Below are 21,139 nucleotides of genomic sequence, written 5' to 3' on the forward strand. Positions count from 1 at the left end.
GTAGCGAAGCGAAGGAGACGGAGGGGGCGACACCGACTCACCGAGCGGGCACGACCACCCCCACTTCAACAGTTCCCTCGCCCCCTCCGTCACGACGCGAAGTCGCGTCGCGCCACCTCCCCATTCGCCAGGCGGCGAACGGGGAGGAGACAGGAACCCGCCATGCAACGCCTCATTCTACCCACACGTCCCGACTGGCAGGCCAAGGCCGACAGCCTCGGCTTCACCTGGCATCACACGTCGGGCGATCCCTACTGGTCCGACAATGTCGCCTATGCCCTGACCCTTCAGGAGGTGGAGGAGGGGATCGAAAATCCGACGGCAGACCTGCACCAGATGTGCCTCGACCTCGTCGACGAGGCGGTGAAGTCCGAGCGGCTGATGACCCAGCTCGACATCCCGGAAAAGCTGCGGGACTACGTCGCCGACAGCTGGAAGCGGGGCGATCCGTCGCTCTACGGTCGGTTCGACTTCGCCTATGACGGCAAGGGGCCGGCCAAGCTCTACGAGTACAACGCCGACACCCCGACCTCGATCTACGAGAGCGCGGTCTTCCAGTGGTTGTGGCTCGAGGGCCGGATTGCCGACGGTTCGATCCCCGCCGACGCCGACCAGTTCAACAGCCTGCACGAGAAACTGGTCGCCCGTTTCCGCGCCATCTTCCCGGACGGCGGCTTCGTGCATTTCTCGTCCGATCCGGACTTCGTCGAGGACCGGCAGACAGTGCGCTTCCTTGAGGATCTGGCCCGACAGGCCGGGCTCGATCCGAAATTCGTGGCCATCGGCGACATCGGCCTGAATGCCGACGGGCGGTTCGTGGACGAGGAGAACTGGCTGATCCAGGCCATGTTCAAACTCTACCCGTGGGAACAGATGCTGCGCGACGACTACGCCGAGCCCCTGCCGACGGCCGAGGTCACGGTGCTGGAGCCGGCGTGGAAATCCATCCTGTCCAACAAGGGCATCCTGCCGCTTCTGTGGGAGCGCCACGCCGGCCACCCCAACCTGCTGGAGAGCTATTTCGAGGACGACCCGAAGGCCTCGGCCATGTCGTCGGCCCATGTGCGCAAGCCCCTGTTCTCGCGAGAGGGTGCCAACGTGTCGATCGTCGAACCGACCGGCACGGAGCAGGGCGAAGATCAGGGGTACGACGGGCGCGCCATCCTTCAGGCGGTCCATGCCCCACCGCAGTTCGACGGCAGCTACGCCATCATCGGCTCTTGGGTCGCAGGCGAGGAGCCGGCCGGGATGTCCATTCGCGAGGACGAAGGGCGGATCACGCGGAACATTTCGCGCTTCGTACCCCACTTCATCCGAGGCTGAGCCCGCGCCGCTTGAACGCAGGGGAACGAGGGGGCATGTGAATCCCATGCTTTCCCGCCTCTTTCCCAATCGGCCCGCACGGCCGGCGTCGCGTACGCCGCCCGGCTGCGTGATCTGGGCGATCGGCGACATCCATGGGCGTTCGGATCTGGCCGATCGCCTGATTCAGGCCGTCCGCTCCGACCTTCATGCGGCCGAGGCGTCGCGCAAGGTCGTGGTCTTCCTCGGTGACTATGTGGATCGGGGGCTGGATTCCAGGGGCGTCCTCAATCAGCTGGTCAACCTCGCCGCCGATCCGGCGCTGGAGGTCCATCTGGTCCGTGGCAACCACGAGGAGCAGATGGAGGCCTTCCTGCACGAGCCGCTGGTCGGTCCGGCCTGGTGCGACTTCGGCGGCCGCGACACCCTGGTCTCATACGGCGTCAATCCACCGCCGATGCGCGGTGACGCCCAGGCCTGGGCCGATGCGTCCCGCGCGCTCGGGGAAGCCCTGCCGGAATCCCATCGCGAACTGCTGGCCCGGCTGGAGAATTCGGTCTCCATCGGAGACTATTTCTTCGCCCACGCCGGCGCCCGCCCCGGCGTCGCCCTGGCCGTCCAGTCGCCCGAAGATCTGATGTGGATCCGCCAGCCGTTCCTGGATCACGCCAGCCTGTTCGAGCAGGTGGTCGTCCACGGCCATACGCCGATCGAGACTGTGCATTCAGATGCCCGCCGCATCGGCGTCGATACCGGCGCCTATGCGACCAATGTGCTGTCGGCGGTCCGTCTCGAACGCGAGACGCGCGTCCTGCTTCAGGCGACCGGTCGCGCCGGTCGGGTGGCGATCACCACCGCGCCCTTGGCGAGTTAAGCCGCGCGGCCGATCCGCCTCGACCTGAACGCGTTCCAGAGATCCGCCAGGATGAGATGGCTCAGGCTCCACGGCTCGACCAGATACCGGCGCGCCAGGCGTTTGGGATCATGGACCAGGCGGAACAGCCACTCGATACCCATCCGGCCCATCCAGCGCGGCGCGGCCTTCTGTTCCCCGGCCTCGTAATCGAAGGCGGCTCCGACCGAGAAGACGGCGCAGTTGGGCAGGGCGTCGAGATTGTCGAGGATCCACAGTTCCTGACGCGGCATGCCCATGCCGACGAACAGGATGTGCGGATCGAAGGCCTTGATCTCGTTGACGACGACGGTGTTGTCCCGTGAACCCGGGGTGGCGATGAAATAGCCGTCGCGCGCCCGAATGTCGGCGTTCGGATATTCTGCGGCCAGTCGCCCGCGCGCCCGCTCGACCACATGGCGCGCGCCGCCGACGTACATGACCCGCCAGCCCTTGCGATTGACCAGGCTCCAGAAATGGTCGCGCCAGTCCAGATAGGTGCAGCGGTGGAAGGCCTTGCCGTGCAGGCCCAGCAGTTTGGCGAAATGGATCAGGGGGGTGGAATCGACCTCGACTAGATCGGCTCGCTCGTAGAATCGTTGAAGCCGCGGCTCCTTCTGCAGCAGGGCGAGGCTGTTCAGATTGTGATTGGCGATGAGCACCTTGCGGCGCGCCTCGACCCAGGTCTCCACGTGGTGCAGAACCTCCTCGGGACGGACCAGATCGACGGTCTGACCGAGCAGGCGAACGCGCTCGCGTTCACGTCGGGCCTTGCGGAAGGGCGCGCGCACCTGCTGTCGGCGCTCGGTTGCGACGGCTTTGGGCAGGACGAAGGGCGAGGTATCGGTCATGGCCTGATCCTGCGCAGACGAGGCTCAAGATCGGGTAAGAGGACACGCTTAACGGGATGTGGATCGACAAGGTCGCGACGACGACGTTTTGCGCCGCACCATTTGCTTTGGTAGAGCTGGCGACCTGTCGCCGGGGGAGAATTCGATGCGCGTGACGATGATTGGCACCGGCTATGTGGGTCTGGTGTCGGGCGCCTGCTTCGCCGACTTCGGCCACACGGTCGTCTGCGTCGACAAGGACCCCTCCAAGATCGAACGCCTGAACCGGGGGGAGATTCCGATCTTCGAGCCTGGTCTGGAAGCTCTGGTTGCCGACAACGTCAAGGCCGGCCGCCTCAGCTTTACCCTGGACGGCGCCGAGGCCATTCGTTCGGCCGATGTCATCTTCATCGCGGTGGGTACCCCGACCCGTCGCGGCGACGGCCACGCCGACCTGTCCTACGTCTATTCGGCCGCCGAAGAGATCGCCGGACTGGTCGAAGGCTTCACCGTCGTGGTCAACAAGTCGACCGTGCCGGTCGGCACCGGCGACGAGGTCGAGGCCATCATCCGCCGCGTCAATCCGGCCGCCGATTTCGCCGTGGTCTCCAACCCCGAATTCCTGCGCGAAGGCGCCGCGATCGAGGACTTCAAACGCCCGGACCGCGTCGTGGTCGGGACGGACGACGACCGCGCCAAGGCCGTCATGGCCGAGGTCTATCGCCCGCTGAGCCTCAACGACTTCCCCGTCATCTACACGTCGCGCCGGACGTCGGAGCTGATCAAGTACGCCGGGAACGCCTTCCTGGCCTTGAAGATCACCTTCATCAACGAGATCGCGGACCTGTGCGAACAGGTCGGCGCAGATGTGCAGCAGGTGGCCAAGGGTATCGGTCTGGACGGCCGGATCGGCTCGAAATTCCTGAACGCCGGCCCCGGCTACGGCGGCTCCTGTTTCCCCAAGGACACGGTCGCCCTGGTACGCACGGCCCAGCAGTACGGCACGCCGGTCCGGCTGGTGGAGACGACGGTCGAGGTCAACGACGCCCGCAAGAAGGCCATGGCCGATCGGGTCATCGCTGCCCTGGGCGGTTCCGGCGCGGGCAAGACGGTCGGCATCCTGGGCCTGGCGTTCAAGCCCAACACCGACGACATGCGCGACGCGCCGAGCCTCGACATCGTCCCGGCCCTGATCGCCGCCGGGGTGAAGGTACAGGCCTATGATCCCGAGAGCATGCACGAGGCGCAAAAGCTTTTGCCCGACGTCGACTATCGCGCCGATGCCTACAGCGCGATCGAGGATGCCGACGCGATCCTGATCCTGACCGAGTGGGACCAGTTCCGCGCTCTCGATCTGGATCGGATCAAGCTTCTGGCCCGCGCGCCGGTCATCGTCGATCTGAGGAACGTTTATCGCCCGGCGGAAATGCGCGCCCGCGGCTTCGCCTACACCAGCATCGGCCGGGGCTGAGCGCCGTGACCGTCATCGTCACGGGCGCCGCCGGATTCGTCGGCATGCACGTCGCCGAACGCCTGCTTCAGCGCGGCGAGACGGTGATCGGCGTCGACGACTTCAACGCCTACTACGACGTGGCTCTCAAGGAGCTGCGAGCCGAGCGGCTGGCCGCGCATCCCGCCTTCCGCATGGTCCGCGCCGACATCGCCGACGCTGAGGCTATGCATGAGTTGGTCCGGTCTTCGGGCGCGAAGCGGGTCGTTCATCTCGCCGCTCAGGCGGGGGTTCGCTACTCGATCGAGAACCCCTTCGCCTACCAGCGCTCGAACCTTCAGGGTCATCTGTCGCTCCTCGAAGCCTGCCGCCACAACGGCGTCGAGCATCTGGTCTACGCCTCCTCCAGTTCGGTCTACGGCGACCGGCCGCTGGCGGGGCAGGGCTTCCGCGAGGACGATCCGACGGTCAGCCCGGTCTCCCTCTACGCCGCCACCAAACGGTCCTGCGAACTGATCAGCCAGAGCTACGCCTCGCTCTACGGTTTCCCCCAGTCGGGCCTGCGCTTCTTCACCGTCTATGGGCCGATGGGCCGGCCGGACATGGCCTACTTCAGCTTCACCGAGAAGATCATGCGGGGCGACCCGATCGAGGTCTACGGCGAGGGGAAGATGGCGCGCGACTTCACCTTCGTGGACGACATCGTCGACGGAATCGTCGGCGTGCTCGACAAGCCGCCGGCCCGCGGCGGGCACGAGGTCTACAACATCGGCGACTCCAGCCCGGTCGGCCTGATGGAGATGATCTCCACGCTCGAGGCCGCGCTGGGGCGCGAGGCGGTCAAGATCATGCGGCCGATGCAGGCAGGCGACGTCACCGCCACCTACGCCGATGTCTCCAAGCTCAATGCCCTGACTGGCTACGCGCCCAGGGTCGCCCTGGCCGAGGGCCTGGGCCGGTTCGTGACCTGGTGGCGGGACTGGCGCGGGATCTGAGGCTCCGTCAGCTTCCGTAAGCCGACCAACGCTATCGCACTGACGAAGCGGTGCTATATCTGCGCCCCTACGGTCGGATTCGACCGGATTGCTCGTGGGGGGCGCACATGCCGGATCAAGTCACAGTCACAACCAGCAAGGGCTGGTTCAGCCGCATCGGAGGCGCCTTCTCCGGCGTGCTCGTTGGTATCGTCCTGATCTTCGCCTGCGTCTGGGGCCTGGCCTGGAACGAGGGCAACGCCGTCAAGACCGCACGCGGCCTGACCGAGGGCGCTGGCGCCGTCATTGAGGCGCCCGTGTCTCCGATCGACCCCGCCAACGACCAGAAACTGATCCACGTCACCGGCCAGGTCGCGGTCACCGCGCCACTGGAGGACAATCAGTACGGCGTCACCGCAGCCGGCGTGAAGCTGGCGCGCGCGGCCGAGATGTATCAGTGGCAGGAAGAGTCGAAGTCCGAGAGCCGCACCAAGCTGGGCGGCGGCGAGGAGACGGTCACCACCTACACCTACACCAAGGTCTGGTCCTCGACCCCGATCGACTCCAGCGCCTTCAACAGCCCGGCCGGCCACGAGAACCCGGAGATGTCGATCGAGAGCGCCGACGTCTATGCGACCGATGCGACGCTCGGCGACTATCAGCTGGAAGAGAACGTCCTCAGCCAGGTCGGCGGCGCCACGGCGCTGAACCTGACCGAGCAGAGCGAAGCCATCGACGCGGCCGTAGGCGAGGGCATCGATCACACGGTGTCGCAGGGCACGATCTTCTTCGGCGCCAATCCGCAGGCTCCGGTCGTCGGCGATACCCGCGTGTCCTACGAGGTCACGCCGGCCTCGGAGATCAGCGTCGTCGCCCGTCAGAACGGCGACAACTTCCTCGACTACCGCGCCCGCAACGGTTCGGAGTTCCTGCTGGTCGCCGACGGCGACACGCCCGCCGCCGACATGTTCCAGTCGGCCCAGGAAGCCAACAACATGATCGCCTGGATCATCCGCATCGTCGGCATGGTCCTGCTGATGGTCGGTTTCGGACTGATCATGGCGCCTCTGGGCGTGCTGGCCGACGTCCTGCCTCTGGCGGGTACGATCGTCCGCATGGGCACGGGTCTGATCGGCTTCGTTCTGGGCCTGATCGTGGGCACGGTGACCATTGCCCTGGCCTGGCTGGCCTTCCGTCCGATCACCACGATCATCATCCTGGCCGTCGGCGGCGCCATCGCCTTCGCCGTCTACCGGGTCGGCCGGGGGCGTTCGAAGAAGAAGCTGGCGGCGGAAGCCGCAGCGGCCTGACGTTTCCTTCACGGCATGCTAGGCGGGGAGGGCCATGTCCTCCCCGTCCATTCTCCGTCTCCACCCTGACGACGATGTCGCCGTCGCCGTCCGTCTCTTGACCGCTGGAGAGACCGTCGATGGCGTCACCGCCACGACCGATGTCCCCGCCGGACACAAGATCGCGCTGAAGCCCGTCGCCGTCGGCGGCCAGGTCCGCAAATACGGTCAGGTCATCGGCGCCGCCTCCGAAGCCATCGCACCCGGCGACTGGGTGCATGTCCACAACCTCGGCGTCGGCGATATTTCGGCTCGCGCTGACACCGGTATCAAAGCCGGGGTCCAATCAGTCGCGACGGAGCCTCGCACCTTCGACGGCTACCTGCGCGCCGACGGCCGTGTGGGGACCCGCAACTATCTGGCGGTGGTCACCTCGGTGAACTGTTCGGCCATGGTCGCCCGCCGCATTGCCCGCGAGGTCGAGGCCCGCCTCGGCGACCGCCATCCGCACATCGACGGCGTCGTCGCCATCACCCACGGCTCGGGCTGTGGCATGGCGTCGGAGGGCGAGGCCATGGACATGCTGCGCCGGACCCTGTCGGGCTATGCGCGTCACCCCAATGTCGCCGGCGTCCTGATGCTGGGTCTCGGCTGCGAGACCAACCAGATCTCCAGCCTGATGGAGGCCGAACAGATGTCCGGCTCGGCCGACCTGGGTGTCATGGCCATTCAGGACGAGGGCGGCGCCGCCTCCACTATCCAGCAGGGCGTCGATCGCCTGATGGAGATGGTCGATCGCGCCGCCTCCCTGAAACGCACGCCGCAGTCGGTGTCGAAACTGGTCGTGGGCCTGCAATGCGGCGGTTCCGACGGCTATTCCGGCATGACCGCCAACCCGGCTCTGGGTCGCGCCGTCGACCTGATCGTCGCCCAGGGCGGCACGGCCATCCTGTCTGAGACGCCCGAGATCTACGGCGCCGAACACCTGCTGACCGGCCGCGCCTCGCCCGAGGTCGCGGCCAAACTCATGAGCCGCATCGCCTGGTGGGAGAAGCACGTCGAGACCACCGGCGGCTCGCTCGACAACAATCCCTCGGCCGGCAACAAGGCGGGCGGCCTGACGACCATTCTGGAGAAATCGCTCGGCGCCGTGGCCAAGGCCGGCTCTGCGCCTTTGTCTGCCGTCTACGAATACGCCGAGCCGGTGACGGCTCACGGTCTCGTCTTCATGGACACCCCCGGCTACGACCCCGTCTCGGCCACGGGCCAGATTGCGGGCGGGGCGACGATGATCTGCTTCACCACGGGTCGGGGTTCGGTATTCGGCGCGAAGCCCGCGCCGAGCCTGAAGTTGGCGACCAACTCGGCGCTGGCTCGTCGGATGCCCGACGATATCGACATCGACTGTGGCCGGGTGCTGGACGAGGGACTGTCGCTGGACGACCTGGGCGCCGAGATCTTCGAGACCATCCTCGCCACGGCGTCGGGAAAGGTCACGGCCTCCGAAGCCCTCGGCTTCGGCGAGGACGAGATCCAGCCCTGGCGCCTCGGCGCGACGATGTAGGTCGCTGTCGCTTCCGTTCGTCCGTTTCGTCATGTCGAAATGCAACGTGACGAAACAGGACGAAACGCGACCAAACGGACGAAACGTTTCGATGTCCGCACTCTCCGCGAACCGTGGGGATCATTATACGCCCACCGGAGACCAAGGCGCATTCAACAGGCGAAACAGGCCGCTGGGGCAGGCGGGGCCGTGTTTCGGAGAGTCGAACAGATTTTTATCTTCGACAGGAATTCGCTCCCCCACTCCGTGAGCCCCGGCGAAGGAGATGGCCTCATCAGCGGGACCGGTCCGTCATCCCGGCCGCCTGAATCCGTGGTCTGCACCCCGGCCTTCGCCGGGGTGCACGGAGAGGGGACAGCTCCGACGTTTCAGCCTGCCTGCGTCTTCAGCCAGGCGATGATGTCCGCCCGGCGCTGGCCGTCCTTGATGCCGGGGAAGGTCATCTTGGTGCCGACGATGTGTTCCCGCGGCTTCTCCAGGAAGTCGTACAGCCGCTGCTCGTCCCAGGTTCCGCCCGCCGCCGCCATCGCCGTGCTGTAGCGATAGTCGGGTTCATGCCCGACCGGCCGTCCGACTACCCCGTGCAGGCTCGGCCCGACCCGGTTCACACCGGCCTCGACCGTGTGACAGCTGCGGCACTGGCCGAAGCCGACCCGCCCTGCCTCGACGTCGCCGGTCAGCTGGGTCACGTCGGCGACCTGAACGACCGGCGCCTCGGGCTTGTCCGGCCGCGGCGGCTCGCCGGAACAGGCCGCCAGCAGGCTCGCGCCAAGCAAGGTCAGGACTTTCAGCGTCGTCATGGAGGCCCCCGTTTCGTCCCGGACCTAGGCCCCGGCCCGCGCCTCTGTCAACGCGATGCGACGCCCGTCTTGGAGACGTAACGAAGCACGTCTAAGCGGGGCGACCTGAACCACCACGGTGCCCTGATGTCCCGACTGCCCGCCCCGCTCGCCGTGTCACTCGCGGCCGCCCTGCTGTCGCCGCTCGCGGCTCAGGCCCAGGTCGCCCGGGATGCGGCCCAGCCTCCGGCCCTCGTCGTCACCATCGTGGTCGACCAGTTCAGCGCCAACCTGTTCAACCAGTATCGCAGCCGGTTCACCGGCGGCATGCGCACCCTGATCGACGGCGGTCTGGTCTACGCCAACGGCTACCAGGCCCAGGGCATCACCAAGACCTGCCCGGGCCACTCCACCGTGCTCAGCGGCGCCTTCCCGACGACCACGGGCATTCCCTCGAACGAGTGGATCGATCCGGTTACGGGGCAGGAAGTCTATTGTCTGGCCGCGCCGCAGAACACGCTCGCCGACGGCGGCGAGGGCGAGAACGGCCGGGTCGGCCCCGACAAGATCCGCGTCACCATCCTGCCCGACTGGCTCAAGGCGGTCAGCCCGCAGAGCCGCGTCTATTCGGTGTCCGGCAAGGATCGCGGCGCCATCAATCTGGCCGGTCACCGGCCCGACGGCGCCTACTGGATTCTGGAAGGCTTCGGTCTGACGACCTACGTCGAGCCCGGTCAGACGGCGGAGGATCGCCTCGCGCCGGTGGCGGCATTCAACGCCGCCTATCGCACCCGCTACGCCGCCGACCCGGTCGGAAGCTGGACCTATCAGCACGATATCTGTCGGCCGCTCGCGGCGGAAAGCTCGCTCTACGGCGAGGTGTTGCATGCTGACCTGCCGCCCGAGCACTACACCCTCGAAGATTCGCCCGCGCTCGACGAGACGACCCTGCTGGCTGCGACCGACCTTCTCGAGCGTCAGCAGCTGGGCCGACGCGGCGTCACCGACATGCTCGGCGTCAGCCTGTCGGGCACGGACAAGATCGGCCATGACTACGGCACACAAGGGCCGGAGATGTGCGAACAACTGCTGCGCATGGACGAGGCGCTCGGCGCCTTCCTCGACAAGGTCGCGGCTGTCCCTGGCGCCATCGTGGTCCTGACCGCCGACCATGGCGGCTCGGACTCTCCGGAGCGGATGGCTGAACGCGGGGCCCCCGCCGGGCGCTACGACCGCGAGTTGCTGCCGCGCATCAACCAGCGTCTGCAGACCGAGTTCGGCCTGATGTATGCGCCGCTGCAGAATGGCCTGACGGGTCTGATCGTCGCCGACGCGAGCCACGTTCTGCTGCCCCGATCCCAACGCGACCCCATCATCGCCCGCGCCGTCGCCCTGCTGAACAAAGAGCCGACCATCAGCCTGGCCGTCGCCACCGACGACCTGCTGGCCGACCCCATGCCGGGCCGCGACGTCGAGCCGGAGGCCCTGACGGTGCGCGAGCGCCTGCGCCTCAGCACCGTGGCCGATTCCGGGGCCGACATCATGATCGCCTACGGACCCTATCTGACGGGCCATACGCGCCCGGGCGGCGCGATCGCCAGCCACGGCTCGGTCTGGGACTACGACCGCCGCGTCCCCATCGTCTTCTGGCGTCCCCAAGGTCCGGGCCAGGAGCGGTTCTGGCAGATCCGCACGGTCGACATCGCCCCGTCCCTGGCCAACCTGATGGGTCTGAAGCCTGCCGACACGATCGAAGGCCGCTGCCTGGACCTGCGCGTCTACGGCGCGGGCGACTGCCCCGCCGAGACTTCCGCCGAGCCCGCACCGGCACCCGTCCCCGAAGTCGCCGCCGCCGACCCCACGCGCTCCGACGTCCTTTCGCGCCTCGCCCGCAGCCTGGGTTTCTGAGGCGCGGCGTCGCGTAACAGAGACTCACTTCTGGTTTCCCCGGACCGAGCCGTCCTTCCCCCGCGCGCGTTTCGTGGCACAACGGCGTCAGGGAAACGCGACCGGCCAACGGGACCACCATGAACAGAGCACGCCGCGCGCGCATCGTCGCGACGCTGGGACCGGCCAGCCGGGCTCCCGGCATGGTCAAGGCGCTGGCCGAGGCCGGGGTCGATGTCTTCCGCCTGAACTTCTCCCATGGCTCTCATGAGGATCACGCCGCCAATCTGAAGGCCGTGCGCGGCGCCGAGCTGGCGCTGCAACGTCCGCTGGGCGTTCTCGCCGACCTGCAGGGTCCGAAGCTCCGTCTCGGCCGCTTCGCCAATGTCGAGATCGCGGTGAAGCCGGGTCACAGGATGCGTTTCGACCTCGACCCCACACCGGGCGACGAGACGCGGGTGCAGATGCCGCACCCGGAAATCTTCAAGGCTTTGCGCGAGGGCATGCTGCTGCTGCTCGACGACGGCCGGGTGCGTCTGCGCGTCGGCAAGCGCTCCGACGAGTGGGCCGATGTGACGGTGGAGAGCGGCTCGAAACTCAGCGACCGCAAGGGCGTCGCCGTGCCCGAGGCCATCATCCCGGTCTCGGCCCTGACGCCCAAGGACCGCGAGGACCTGAACTTCGCCCTGCGCATCGGGGTCGACTGGGTCGCCCTCAGCTTCGTGCAGAAGGCCGAGGATATGGCCGAGCTGAAGCAGATCGTGAAAGGCCGCGCCGCCTGCCTGGCCAAGATCGAGAAGCCCCAGGCGCTCGACGCGCTCGACAGCATTCTCGACTACTGCGACGGCGTCATGGTCGCGCGCGGCGATCTCGGCGTGGAAATGCCGGCCGAGGAGGTCCCCGTCGCCCAGAAGCGCATCATTCGCGCCGCCCGTCAGCGCGGCGTGCCGGTGATCGTCGCGACCCAGATGCTGGAGTCGATGACCTCGTCCCCCGCCCCGACACGGGCCGAGGCCTCCGACGTCGCCAATGCGGTCTACGAAGGCGCCGACGCCCTGATGCTGTCGGCCGAGACGGCGTCGGGCGACTATCCGCTGGAGTCCGTGGGCATCATGAACCGGATCATGGAGCGGGTCGAAGCCGACCCCCTGTGGCCCAGCCTGATGGACGCCGAACACGCCGGCATGAACGACTTCGACGCCGACGCCCTGGTCGCCGCCGCCCGCAAGGCCGGCGAGGCCCAGTCCACCGCCTGCATCGTCGTCTTCACGACCCTCGGCGGCACCGCGCGCCGAATGTCGCGCGAACGTCCGCTTCAGCCCGTCCTCGCCCTGACGCCCAAGCCTGAGACCGCCCGCCGCCTCGCCCTCGTCTGGGGACTGGAGCCGCGCCTCGGCAAGGAACCGACCAGCCTCGAGGACGTCACCGACGACGCGGTCAACTCGGCCATGGAGTACGGCCTCGCCGAACCCGGCCAGCGGATCCTGATCCTTGCGGGTACGCCGTTCGGCGCTCCGGGGGCTGCGAATCTCCTGCGACTGGCGCATGCTCCGGCCAAGAAGACGAAGCGCTGAGGTTAATGCGGAGCACTTTCCACGAAAGTTTGGCCAAGTGCGGTTAGTTCAAAGCCGCCAACGATGCGGGTCGCGTAGCCCTTGTTAAACATGCTGTTTGGCATCCCGCGATTTGAAATCAAGTTGCCAACAACTTGCTCGAAATTCATCTGCCAGTTCGCGTTGGTTGCGGCATCCATCCCTGTCGGTTTGAATTTTTGCACGAGCAATTCCTTCAAATCCGATGTCATCACTGAGCCCCCTTTTGAAGCAGCAATTTGCATAGCGAGTAGCGCAAGGTCGGCCTGCTGAAGCCGACTATAATTGATGCGGCGCATTGGTGTTCTCCCCGAATTAGCTGACCCTCTATCTCGGAGGCAGCGATGATTAAGTATATTGGGTCAAAGCGAGCGTTGCTCAATCACATTATCGCTTCGGTTGCATCGCAGCTGCCGGAAGCGGGATACGTCTGCGACCTGTTCTCCGGGACTTCACGGGTTGGCCACGCGTTAAAAGGAGAAGGCTTTCGAGTTTGGTCTAACGACCACAACGCATACGCCCACGCCCTTGCTACAGCTTATGTACAGGCCGATCTGGACCGCTGGGCCGATCAGGCCGCCGCGGTCCTCGCCGACTTGTCCGCCACGCCTGCCTCGCCCGGCTGGTTCACGCAGGCCTTTTGCGAAGACGCCCGTTATTTCACACCCGAGAACGGCGCCCGCATCGACGCCATGCGCGACCGGATCGAGACCATGGGTCTGGAGCCGGAACTCGAGGCCATCGCCCTCGTCAGTCTGATGGAGGCCGCCGACCGGGTGGACTCCACGGCCGGCCTGCAGATGGCCTACATGAAGCAATGGGCCGCGCGGGCCCTGAAGCCGCTCGAACTGAGGATGCCGGCGCTGCATCCGGCCGTCGCCTCCGGGCCGTGCCGCGCGACCCGGGCCGACGCGCTGGAGACGGCGGCCGCCTTCGACGGCGACCTCGTCTACCTCGACCCGCCGTACAACCAGCATTCCTACCTCGGGAACTACCATGTCTGGGAAAGCCTGATCCTGTGGGACAGGCCCGAGACCTACGGCGTCGCCAACAAGCGGATCGACGTGAAGACGCGAAAGAGCGCCTTCAACTCCCGCCCCGGCATCGGCCCGGCGCTGCAGGCGGTGATCGAGGCCATCCGCGCGCCCAACCTGATCGTCTCCTTCAACGACGAGGGCTATCTGAGCCGCGATCAGCTGGTCGAGATGCTGTCGGCGCGCGGCCACGTCCAGGTCGTCGAAATCCCGCGTCCGCGCTACGTCGGCGCCCGGATCGGCATCCATAATCCCAGGGGCGAGAAGGTCGGGGCGGTGGGGCGTCTGCGCAACGTCGAATACCTGTTCGTGGTCACCGACCGACCCGTCGCCATCGCAGCTTGACGGTTCCGGGAACACGGCGCTCATTGTGTCGTTAAAGCGGCATGGAAGAGCTGATCGTGACCCAAGGCCAAGGCCCTCGCATGCGTCCCGGCGGCGTTCGCGACGCCCTCAACGCCTATCAGACCGCCGCCTGGCGAACGCCTGCCGCGACCCGGTTCGACAGCCGCCCCGCCAATGACGTGAGGGCCAACGATTTCCTCTCCCGCGCCGACGCCATCGCCCCGACGACCTTCGGCATCCAGCCGACGGAGATGGAGCCGCTGCCGCGCTGGATCGTCGTAGCCGTCGGTTGCGTCGTCGCGGCGCTCATGGGCGCCCTGCTCGGCGGGATGATGAGCGTCTAGGCGTCCAGCAGCGCCCTGATCGGCGCCCAGCTGCGCCGGTGGATGGGGCAGGGGCCCATCGCCTTCAGCGCCGCCTGATGGATCGGCGCGTTATAGCCCTTGTGCGAGGCGAAGCCGTAGCCGGGGTACTCGGCGTCCATTTCGATCATTATCCGGTCCCGCGCCGTCTTGGCCAGGATCGACGCCGCCGCGATCGACAATGACAGTCCGTCGCCGCCGACCGCCGTCTCCACGTCGCAGGGCAGTTTGAACCGGTAGTTGCCGTCGACCAGCGCCGCCTTCGGCTGGACGGACAGGGCCTCGATCGCCCTGCACATGGCCAGGCCCGTGGCCTGCAGGATGTTCAGGTCCTCGATCTCTTCGGGGGAGGCGAACCCGACGCCCCAGGCCACCGCGCAGCGCTTGATCTCGACCGCCAGAGACTCGCGCCGTCCCGCCGTCAGCGCCTTGGAGTCGTCGATGCCCTCGGGAATATTGTCGGCGCTCAGGATCACCGCCCCCGCCGATACCGGCCCGGCCCACGGCCCACGCCCGGCCTCGTCCACGCCGCACACCAGACCGCCCACCCGCTCGGCCAGCAGGGTCTCGAGCGCCAGTGTCGGGAACGCCTTTGCGACCTTCGGGGCCGTCCTCTTCGTTGTCGTCTTGCCGGTCACGACGCGCCCATAGCCCGGACCTCCTCGCAGCGGAAGCACCCGGCGACGTGATCGTTCACCATGCCCGTCGCCTGCATGAAGGCATAGACGATCACCGGGCCGCAGAAGTTGAAGCCGCGCTTCTTGAGGGCCTTCGCCATTGCGACCGAGGCGTCGGTCTGCGTCGGAATGTCCCCGCCGACCCGCTCGCCCTGCACCGGCTGACCGTCCACGAACGACCACAGCCAGGCGGAGAAATCCTCGCCATTGTCGCGCATCTCGACGAAGATCTGGGCTCCCCGGATTGCGGCCTCGATCTTGGCGCGCGAGCGGATGATGCCCGGATCGGCCATCAGTCGTTCACGATCCGCGTCGTCGAACCTTGCCACCACGTCCGGATCGAACCCGGCGAAGGCGGCGCGCAGGCTGTCGCGCTTTCTCAGAATGGTGATCCACGCCAGACCGGCCTGAAACCCGTCCAGCACCAGCTTCTCCCACAGGGCGCGGGCGTCATACTCGGGCACGCCCCATTCGGTGTCGTGATAGTCGACATAGAGCGGGTCGGTCCCGCACCAGGCGCAGCGTCCGATAGATTCGGTCATGCCCCAGCCTACCATGCTGCGGACAAGCGAAAGCCCGCCTGCGTTTCCGCAGACGGGCTCTCGTGGTCGTGACAGCGATCAGGTGGTGCGGAACGCGGCCGGGCCGTTCAGGCCGGACGGGAAGAAGCCGCCGGCGGTCGTGCCCGCCACGGCATTCAGATAGACGATGTTCAGCACCTGGCCGACGCTGCGGCTGTAAGCCAGACCGTTGGCGTCGGTCGGGACGATGTTCGACGCCGCGGCGTTGCCGGTGCCCGTGGCGGTGATGCCCTGGTCGAGGTCCGAGGCGCCGTCCAGGCTGTCGCGGGCGTTCGAAATCGCCAGCGTCGGCGTTTCCAGACCCTTGGCGGTCAGAACGGTGCGGACCAGACCGGCGTGATAGGCTTCGACGGCCAGCAGACCGGCGGCGGCTTCCAGGAACACCTTCGAGGTCACCAGAGGCGACGCGCCCTTGTAGGCGGTGACGCCGACGTCTTCGAAGATGAAGGCGCCGAGCAGGAAGTTGTTGTCGTTCAGGTACGGGTCGAAGGCCTGACCCGGTCCGACCAGACCGGCCGCACGGGCGGCATTGGAGAAGGCGCCGGTGGGGCTGGTGCCCACGTCGATCGCCGGCTGGGCCACGGCGGCGCTGCCGAGGGCTGTCCGCAGGAAGGTGACGTGCGCGATTTCGTCGTTCGCGATCTCGTTGGCGTAACGACGCACCAGAGGGTCGGTAAAGTTGACCTGGCGACCGCCGATGACGGCGCCCTGGGTGCCCGTGCCGCTGAGCGAGCTTTGCGGCAGGCCGGTGCCGAAGGCGGCGTAGGAGTAGAACTGGGCTTCCAGATATTCGAGTTGCAGGGCGAAGTTGAGGATTTCGACGTCCAGATTGACCGCGCCGGCCGGCGGGTTCTGGGCCACGGCCGTGTCGCTGGAGCTGGAGCAGGCGCCCAGCACGGCGCCGCCGATGGCGCCGACGGCGAAGCCGCCGCCCAGTTTGAAGAGGTTGCGCCGCTCGTTGCGACGTTCCACGCGCGCATCGAGCGCGTCCATGATTTGATCGTTTTTAGACATGCGATGATCCTGCGTCCGGTGAGCCCGTTCCGGAGAGAGATACTCGGCGCAGTCATGGCGGTTGCATCGCCCGCCACGGATTTTCCTTATTTCTGAATGTATTAGCCGAGACTGAATGTTTCAGCCTTCGCTGCATTCCAGCCTGTCAGGTCAGGAAGGCAGGACGCCGCACCTCGACTGTACGGCCGTCGACACTCAGATTTCCGTCGAGCCGGTCGAGCCTGACCAGGGCCATCGCTGCGCCGTCTCGCCCGGTCAGAACCTCGCCCGCGCGCAGGTCTCCATTCAGCACCTCGGTCCCGACCGCCGGCGCCGGACCGTCGAAGGTCAGGGGCAACATCCGCTTCTTGATCTCGCCGCGCCGCTTCATGCGCGAGGTGGTCTCCTGACCGACGAAACACCCCTTGGCGAAATCGATGCCGTTCAGCAGATCGAAGTTCGCCTCGATCGGATAGGTCCCATCATCCACATCCCGCGCCGGATCGGGAACTCCGATCGCCAGCCGATGCGCGTCCCACTCGTCCTCGCTCGCGTCCGCCGTCTGTTCGCCGATCGAACGTCCGCCGAGCGTCGCCGTGCGCGGATCGGCGATGAAGCCCTTCATGACGCCGGGCCAGCAGACGAACACCGACCGGTCGTCCGCGGCCACATCGACCTTCGCCCTGAGCCTGTACATCGACAGCCGCTGGATCAGGGGGTCGCGCTTTTCCGCCGCAACGTCCAGCACCACGCCCTCGTCCTCGCCCCACAGGAACAGGTCGAACAGCAACCGCCCGGGCGGCGACAACAGGGCTCCGAACCGCAGGGCGCCCGGCGCCAGCGTCTCCACGTCCTGCGTCAGCAGATTGTGCAGGAAGTCCCGCGCATCCGGCCCACTCACCTTCACCAGGGCGCGACTGTCGAGGCGGGCGATGCGATCGGTCATGGGCGTCAGATAGGGGGCGGAGGGCAAAAAGGGGAGGGCCACGCCTCACACCCGCCACGAGAGAATCCGTATAGGGTGCGCCCATGACGGCCCGCTTTCCCATTCTCTACATCGCCGAGGCTGACGCCGAAGCTGCAGTTCTGTCCTCCGGCGCGCTCGCACACCTCGTCGACGCCGTGCCGCACGCCGACTTCACCATTGTCGGGTCGGCGGCCTCGGCCCCCCTGTTCGCAGACACCCCGCGCCTGCGCCGCCTGATCGTGTTGGACAAGACCGGTCGGTGGGACTGGATCGCCCTGTGGAACCAGTTGCGCGAGACGAAATGGGGTCTCGTAGTCGACATGCGCGGCACCAAATTCTCGGAGCGGCTACGTCGCCAGCGCCGGGCCGTGCGGGGCGCCGACTTGCCGGGTTTGCACTGTGTCGAACAGGCCGCCCGCATCCTCCAGCTCGATGACATCCCCGCGCCCCGTCTTTTCATCGGGGAGGAGGCCCAGGCCGCGGCCGACGCCCTGATCGGTCCCGATACCGGCCCGCTGCTGGCGGTGGGGCCCGGCGCGGACTGGATCGGCAAGCGCTGGCCCGCCGAGCGGTTCGCCAAGGTGGCGGGCCCGCTTCTGGCCGAAGACGGCCCGCTCGCGGGCGGGCGGCTGATGATCGTGGGCGAGGACGCCGATCGCGACGCCGCCCACACCATCCGCCTGGCCGTGCCGCGGAACCGCGTCATCGAGCTCCAGGGCAAGCTGACCCGGCTCCAGACCGCCGCCGCCCTGTCGCGCGCCGCCCTCTATGTCGGCAACGACTCGCTCTGGACCCAGCTGGCGGTCGCGGCGGGCGTGCCCTCGGTCGGCGTCTTCGGCCCTTCGGACGACAGTCTGGTCGGTCCCTGGCAGGGGATCTCCATCCGGGGCGAGCGTTCGCTGGAGGAGTTCAAGGCCGTGGATCCGCGCCTGAACCAGGCCATCCACCACATGCTGGGCCTGCCCGCCGACCGGGTCCTGCGCGCCGCGCGTGGCCTGCTGGCGAAAAAAGTGACGCCTGCGAATGAGGCGCCCCAAATTCCTGAGGTATGATCGCTGACGAAGGCTCGATGATCCGGACTCGCCGGACCCAGCGGACTCTTTTTTCGTCACCGCCGGCTATCCGGACTCCCCGGACCCGGACTCAATTTTCGCCGGATAACCCATGACCCAGACCTTTGACCTGATCGTCCGCGGCGGCGAGGTCGCGAACCACTCCGGGCGCGGTATGGCCGACGTCGGGGTTCGCGACGGCAAGATCGCCTTCATCGGCGATCTGGGTCAGGCCTCGGCGGGTCAGGTCGTCGACGCCACGGGCCTGACCGTCATTCCCGGCATCATCGACACCCAGGTCCACTTCCGCGAGCCGGGCCTGGAATGGAAGGAAGACCTCGAGACCGGCTCACGCGCCGCGGCCCTCGGCGGCGTCGTCGCCGTGTTCGAAATGCCGAACACCAATCCCAACACCACCGATCCGGCCACTCTCGAAGACAAGCTGGCCCGCGCCCGCGACCGGATGTGGACCGACCACGCCTTCTACATCGGCGGCACCCACGGCAACGCGGCCCATCTGGGCGAGCTGGAGCGACTGCCCGGCTGCTGCGGGGTCAAGGTCTTCATGGGCGCCTCGACCGGCGACCTGCTGATCGCCGACGACGACGGCGTGCGTGAGGTGCTGAACGCCGTTTCCCGCCGCGCCACCTTCCACTCCGAGGACGAATACCGTCTGGCGGAGCGTCGCGAACTGGCCCGCACCGGCGACTGGACCAGCCACACCGACGTCCGCGACGCCGAGAGCGCGATCATGTCCACGCGCCGCCTCGTCCGGCTGGCGCGCGAGGTCGGCAAGCGCATCCACGTCCTGCACGTCTCGACGGCGGAGGAGATCGAATTCCTCGCCGACCACCGCGACATCGCCTCGGTCGAGACCACGCCCCAGCACCTGACCCTCGATGGCGACGAAGCCTACGAGCGGCTGAAGGGCTATGCCCAGATGAACCCGCCGATCCGCAACCGTCACCACATCGACGGTCTGTGGCGCGGCATCCAGCAGGGCGTCGTCGACGTCCTCGGCTCCGACCACGCCCCCCATACTAAGGTAGAGAAGGCCAAGCCCTATCCGGCCTCGCCCTCGGGCATGCCCGGCGTCCAGACCCTGCCCGCCGTCATGCTGACCCACGTCGCCGAGGGTCGTCTGTCGCTGGAACGGTTCATCGACCTGACCTCGGCCGGCGCCCAGCGCATCTTCAACATCGCCGGCAAGGGCCGGATGGCCGAGGGCTGGGACGCCGACCTGACCCTGATCGACCTGAAGGCGCAACGGACCATCCGCCACGAGGATCAGGCCAGCCGCTGCGGCTGGACTCCCTTCGACGGCTTCGAGGCCAGGGGCTGGCCGATGAAGACCATCGTGCGTGGCCGCGTCGTGATGTCCGACGGCGAACTGATCGGCTCAGCCCACGGTCGGCCGGTCCGGTTCCAGGAAACGCTGCAGGCGTGACCTCGCCCCGGTTGCAACTGGGTCTGATCGGCTACGGCGCCTTCGGACGCCTGACCGCCCGGCATCTGGCAGCCTGGTTCGACGTCCTCGCCTTCGACCCCAACGCGACCGACAGCGACGGCGTCGCCCGGCTGACCGACCTCGCGACCGCCGCCGCCTGTCCGGTGGTGATCCTCGCCGTCCCGGTCGAGGCGCTCGCCAACACCCTGACGGCCATCGAGCCGCATCTGGGAGAGGGAGCCCTCGTCATCGACGTCGGCTCGGTCAAGGTGCTGCCCGCCCGGTTGATGGCCGATCGCCTGCCGGCTCATGTCCGGGCCGTGGGAACCCACCCCCTGTTCGGACCCCAGAGCGCCCGCGACGGCATCGCCGGCCTCCGTATCGCGGTCTGCCCGGTGCGAGGCGACCGGATCGCCCGCCGTGTCGCCGCCTTCTGCCGCCATGCGCTGAAGCTGAAGGTCTTCATCGTTTCGTCCGAGGATCATGACCGCGAGGCCGCCATGGTCCAGGGCCTGACCCACCTGATCTCGCGCGTCCTGCTGTCGATGGAGCCCCTGCCGACGCGGATGACCACGGTCAGCTTCGAGCGGATCATGCAGGCGGTGGAGATGGTGCGCTACGACTCGCCGGCCGTCTTCCGCGCCATCGAGCGCGACAATCCCTTCGCCGCCGACGTCCGCCGCCGGTTCTTCGACCTGGCCGAACAGGCGCGGGCCGACCTCGATGGAGGCGCTAGATCGAGAAGCTGACGCCGCAGCCGCAACTGGTCGCCGCGTTCGGATTGCGGATCACGAACTGTGCGCCGGCCAGTTCATCGACGTAGACGATCTCGGAGCCCTTGAGGAACGGCACGGAGACGGGATCCACCAGCGCGACCTGGCCGTCGGTCTCGATCCGCAGATCGTCCGCCTCGCCGGCCTCGACAAGGTCCAGCCGGTACTGGAAGCCGGAGCAACCGCCGCCGTCGACCGCCACGCGCAGCAGGACGGGATGGCCCTCGGTCTCCGCCAGCCGCGCCAGCCGCTTTGCCGCGCTCTCGGCCAGCACGATGCCCTCCGGCGCGCGCCTGGCGATCTTGAGTTCGAGTATCGGCGGTTGGACGGAGGTCATACCCGCCTATAT

General features: G+C 67.4%; 21 protein-coding genes. 13 read left to right on the forward strand and 8 right to left on the reverse strand.

Going from position 1 to position 21,139, the window contains the following annotated elements:
• Positions 1-162 precede the first annotated feature (162 nt).
• Together ACQY68_RS05030 and ACQY68_RS05035 are read left to right on the forward strand one after the other, a co-directional pair.
• Positions 163-1,323, forward strand: coding sequence for a glutathionylspermidine synthase family protein (locus ACQY68_RS05030; RefSeq protein ID WP_428151961.1), 1,161 nt, complete (start codon positions 163-165; stop codon positions 1,321-1,323).
• A 46-nt stretch (positions 1,324-1,369) separates the two neighbouring features.
• Complete coding sequence (locus tag ACQY68_RS05035; RefSeq protein WP_428151962.1) at positions 1,370-2,176, forward strand: metallophosphoesterase family protein; 807 nt, start codon at positions 1,370-1,372, stop codon at positions 2,174-2,176.
• Here the strand turns inward: ACQY68_RS05035 and ACQY68_RS05040 are convergent.
• Positions 2,173-3,045, reverse strand: coding sequence for a WecB/TagA/CpsF family glycosyltransferase (locus ACQY68_RS05040; protein WP_428151963.1), 873 nt, complete (start codon positions 3,043-3,045; stop codon positions 2,173-2,175). The two genes, ACQY68_RS05035 and ACQY68_RS05040, sit on opposite strands and share 4 nt — an antisense overlap.
• A 145-nt stretch (positions 3,046-3,190) precedes the next feature.
• Here ACQY68_RS05040 and ACQY68_RS05045 point away from each other — a divergent pair, with 145 nt between their 5' ends.
• From ACQY68_RS05045 to ACQY68_RS05060, 4 genes are all read left to right on the forward strand, one after another.
• Complete coding sequence (locus ACQY68_RS05045; RefSeq protein WP_428151964.1) at positions 3,191-4,495, forward strand: UDP-glucose dehydrogenase family protein; 1,305 nt, start codon at positions 3,191-3,193, stop codon at positions 4,493-4,495.
• Between the two features lie 44 nt (positions 4,496-4,539).
• Entirely contained in the window at positions 4,540-5,469 is a 930-nt protein-coding gene (locus ACQY68_RS05050) for an NAD-dependent epimerase/dehydratase family protein (protein ID WP_428152589.1), read from the forward strand.
• A gap of 107 nt (positions 5,470-5,576) precedes the next feature.
• On the forward strand, positions 5,577-6,758 hold the full coding sequence (locus tag ACQY68_RS05055) for a TMEM43 family protein (RefSeq protein WP_428151965.1): 1,182 nt from the start codon (positions 5,577-5,579) through the stop codon (positions 6,756-6,758).
• A 34-nt stretch (positions 6,759-6,792) separates the two neighbouring features.
• The gene (locus ACQY68_RS05060) at positions 6,793-8,301 is read left to right on the forward strand and encodes a UxaA family hydrolase (protein WP_428151966.1); all 1,509 of its coding nucleotides are present in this window, start codon (positions 6,793-6,795) and stop codon (positions 8,299-8,301) included.
• Between the two features lie 368 nt (positions 8,302-8,669).
• Here the strand turns inward: ACQY68_RS05060 and ACQY68_RS05065 are convergent, their stop codons facing one another.
• A complete protein-coding gene (locus ACQY68_RS05065) occupies positions 8,670-9,101 on the reverse strand; it encodes a c-type cytochrome (protein ID WP_428151967.1) in 432 nt (143 codons plus the stop codon).
• A 126-nt stretch (positions 9,102-9,227) separates the two neighbouring features.
• On the opposite strand from ACQY68_RS05065, the gene ACQY68_RS05070 reads away from it, so the two are divergent.
• Complete coding sequence (locus ACQY68_RS05070; RefSeq protein ID WP_428151968.1) at positions 9,228-10,988, forward strand: alkaline phosphatase family protein; 1,761 nt, start codon at positions 9,228-9,230, stop codon at positions 10,986-10,988.
• 119 nt (positions 10,989-11,107) lie between these two features.
• Complete coding sequence (gene pyk / locus ACQY68_RS05075) at positions 11,108-12,541, forward strand: pyruvate kinase (RefSeq protein WP_428151969.1); 1,434 nt, start codon at positions 11,108-11,110, stop codon at positions 12,539-12,541.
• Between the two features lie 2 nt (positions 12,542-12,543).
• Here the strand turns inward: pyk and ACQY68_RS05080 are convergent, their stop codons facing one another.
• The gene (locus tag ACQY68_RS05080) at positions 12,544-12,858 is read right to left on the reverse strand and encodes a hypothetical protein (RefSeq protein ID WP_428151970.1); all 315 of its coding nucleotides are present in this window, start codon (positions 12,856-12,858) and stop codon (positions 12,544-12,546) included.
• Between the two features lie 45 nt (positions 12,859-12,903).
• Here ACQY68_RS05080 and ACQY68_RS05085 point away from each other — a divergent pair, with 45 nt between their 5' ends.
• Together ACQY68_RS05085 and ACQY68_RS05090 are read left to right on the forward strand one after the other, a co-directional pair.
• Entirely contained in the window at positions 12,904-13,938 is a 1,035-nt protein-coding gene (locus ACQY68_RS05085) for a DNA adenine methylase (protein ID WP_428151971.1), read from the forward strand.
• 41 nt (positions 13,939-13,979) lie between these two features.
• Positions 13,980-14,282, forward strand: a complete 303-nt coding sequence (locus tag ACQY68_RS05090; RefSeq protein WP_428151972.1) for a hypothetical protein — start codon at positions 13,980-13,982, stop codon at positions 14,280-14,282.
• Here ACQY68_RS05090 and ACQY68_RS05095 read toward each other — a convergent pair.
• The 4 genes from ACQY68_RS05095 to ACQY68_RS05110 all read right to left on the reverse strand — a co-directional run bounded on the left by ACQY68_RS05095 (position 14,279) and on the right by ACQY68_RS05110 (position 17,497).
• On the reverse strand, positions 14,279-14,878 hold the full coding sequence (locus tag ACQY68_RS05095; RefSeq protein ID WP_428152590.1) for a ribonuclease HII: 600 nt from the start codon (positions 14,876-14,878) through the stop codon (positions 14,279-14,281). The two genes, ACQY68_RS05090 and ACQY68_RS05095, sit on opposite strands and share 4 nt — an antisense overlap.
• A gap of 56 nt (positions 14,879-14,934) precedes the next feature.
• Positions 14,935-15,519, reverse strand: coding sequence for a DNA-3-methyladenine glycosylase I (locus tag ACQY68_RS05100; RefSeq protein WP_428151973.1), 585 nt, complete (start codon positions 15,517-15,519; stop codon positions 14,935-14,937).
• 78 nt (positions 15,520-15,597) lie between these two features.
• Positions 15,598-16,572 carry a ferritin-like domain-containing protein gene (locus ACQY68_RS05105; RefSeq protein WP_428151974.1) on the reverse strand — a complete coding sequence of 325 codons (975 nt, stop codon included), beginning with the start codon at positions 16,570-16,572 and terminating at the stop codon, positions 15,598-15,600.
• Between the two features lie 145 nt (positions 16,573-16,717).
• The gene (locus ACQY68_RS05110) at positions 16,718-17,497 is read right to left on the reverse strand and encodes a YgfZ/GcvT domain-containing protein (RefSeq protein ID WP_428152592.1); all 780 of its coding nucleotides are present in this window, start codon (positions 17,495-17,497) and stop codon (positions 16,718-16,720) included.
• Between the two features lie 83 nt (positions 17,498-17,580).
• Between ACQY68_RS05110 and ACQY68_RS05115 the strand changes: the two genes are divergently transcribed.
• The 3 genes from ACQY68_RS05115 (at position 17,581) to ACQY68_RS05125 (ending at position 20,766) form a co-directional block, all read left to right on the forward strand.
• Positions 17,581-18,570 (forward strand): glycosyltransferase family 9 protein, encoded by a 990-nt coding sequence (locus tag ACQY68_RS05115; protein ID WP_428151975.1) that lies wholly within the window; start codon positions 17,581-17,583, stop codon positions 18,568-18,570.
• A 112-nt stretch (positions 18,571-18,682) separates the two neighbouring features.
• On the forward strand, positions 18,683-20,017 hold the full coding sequence (locus ACQY68_RS05120) for a dihydroorotase (RefSeq protein WP_428151976.1): 1,335 nt from the start codon (positions 18,683-18,685) through the stop codon (positions 20,015-20,017).
• Positions 20,014-20,766, forward strand: coding sequence for a prephenate dehydrogenase/arogenate dehydrogenase family protein (locus ACQY68_RS05125; protein WP_428151977.1), 753 nt, complete (start codon positions 20,014-20,016; stop codon positions 20,764-20,766). Before ACQY68_RS05120 ends, ACQY68_RS05125 begins: the two co-directional genes overlap by 4 nt.
• Here ACQY68_RS05125 and erpA read toward each other — a convergent pair.
• Entirely contained in the window at positions 20,750-21,127 is a 378-nt protein-coding gene (gene erpA, locus ACQY68_RS05130) for an iron-sulfur cluster insertion protein ErpA (RefSeq protein ID WP_428151978.1), read from the reverse strand. The genes ACQY68_RS05125 and erpA overlap by 17 nt on opposite strands.
• Positions 21,128-21,139: the final 12 nt, after the last annotated feature.

The organism is Brevundimonas sp. (genome assembly GCF_965278935.1).
Classification (GTDB): domain Bacteria; phylum Pseudomonadota; class Alphaproteobacteria; order Caulobacterales; family Caulobacteraceae; genus Brevundimonas.

Excerpts from the sequence above, each read along its gene's own strand:
- ACQY68_RS05030 (WP_428151961.1), top strand. The coding sequence starts at position 163 with ATGCAACGCCTCATTCTACCCACACGTCCCGACTGGCAGGCCAAGGCC.
- ACQY68_RS05035 (WP_428151962.1), top strand. The coding sequence starts at position 1,370 with ATGCTTTCCCGCCTCTTTCCCAATCGGCCCGCACGGCCGGCGTCGCGT.
- ACQY68_RS05040 (WP_428151963.1), bottom strand. The coding sequence starts at position 3,045 with ATGACCGATACCTCGCCCTTCGTCCTGCCCAAAGCCGTCGCAACCGAG.
- ACQY68_RS05045 (WP_428151964.1), top strand. The coding sequence starts at position 3,191 with ATGCGCGTGACGATGATTGGCACCGGCTATGTGGGTCTGGTGTCGGGC.
- ACQY68_RS05050 (WP_428152589.1), top strand. The coding sequence starts at position 4,540 with ATGCACGTCGCCGAACGCCTGCTTCAGCGCGGCGAGACGGTGATCGGC.
- ACQY68_RS05055 (WP_428151965.1), top strand. The coding sequence starts at position 5,577 with ATGCCGGATCAAGTCACAGTCACAACCAGCAAGGGCTGGTTCAGCCGC.
- ACQY68_RS05060 (WP_428151966.1), top strand. The coding sequence starts at position 6,793 with ATGTCCTCCCCGTCCATTCTCCGTCTCCACCCTGACGACGATGTCGCC.
- ACQY68_RS05065 (WP_428151967.1), bottom strand. The coding sequence starts at position 9,101 with ATGACGACGCTGAAAGTCCTGACCTTGCTTGGCGCGAGCCTGCTGGCG.
- ACQY68_RS05070 (WP_428151968.1), top strand. The coding sequence starts at position 9,228 with ATGTCCCGACTGCCCGCCCCGCTCGCCGTGTCACTCGCGGCCGCCCTG.
- pyk (WP_428151969.1), top strand. The coding sequence starts at position 11,108 with ATGAACAGAGCACGCCGCGCGCGCATCGTCGCGACGCTGGGACCGGCC.
- ACQY68_RS05080 (WP_428151970.1), bottom strand. The coding sequence starts at position 12,858 with ATGCGCCGCATCAATTATAGTCGGCTTCAGCAGGCCGACCTTGCGCTA.
- ACQY68_RS05085 (WP_428151971.1), top strand. The coding sequence starts at position 12,904 with ATGATTAAGTATATTGGGTCAAAGCGAGCGTTGCTCAATCACATTATC.
- ACQY68_RS05090 (WP_428151972.1), top strand. The coding sequence starts at position 13,980 with ATGGAAGAGCTGATCGTGACCCAAGGCCAAGGCCCTCGCATGCGTCCC.
- ACQY68_RS05100 (WP_428151973.1), bottom strand. The coding sequence starts at position 15,519 with ATGACCGAATCTATCGGACGCTGCGCCTGGTGCGGGACCGACCCGCTC.
- ACQY68_RS05105 (WP_428151974.1), bottom strand. The coding sequence starts at position 16,572 with ATGTCTAAAAACGATCAAATCATGGACGCGCTCGATGCGCGCGTGGAA.
- ACQY68_RS05110 (WP_428152592.1), bottom strand. The coding sequence starts at position 17,497 with ATGACCGATCGCATCGCCCGCCTCGACAGTCGCGCCCTGGTGAAGGTG.
- ACQY68_RS05115 (WP_428151975.1), top strand. The coding sequence starts at position 17,581 with ATGACGGCCCGCTTTCCCATTCTCTACATCGCCGAGGCTGACGCCGAA.
- ACQY68_RS05120 (WP_428151976.1), top strand. The coding sequence starts at position 18,683 with ATGACCCAGACCTTTGACCTGATCGTCCGCGGCGGCGAGGTCGCGAAC.
- erpA (WP_428151978.1), bottom strand. The coding sequence starts at position 21,127 with ATGACCTCCGTCCAACCGCCGATACTCGAACTCAAGATCGCCAGGCGC.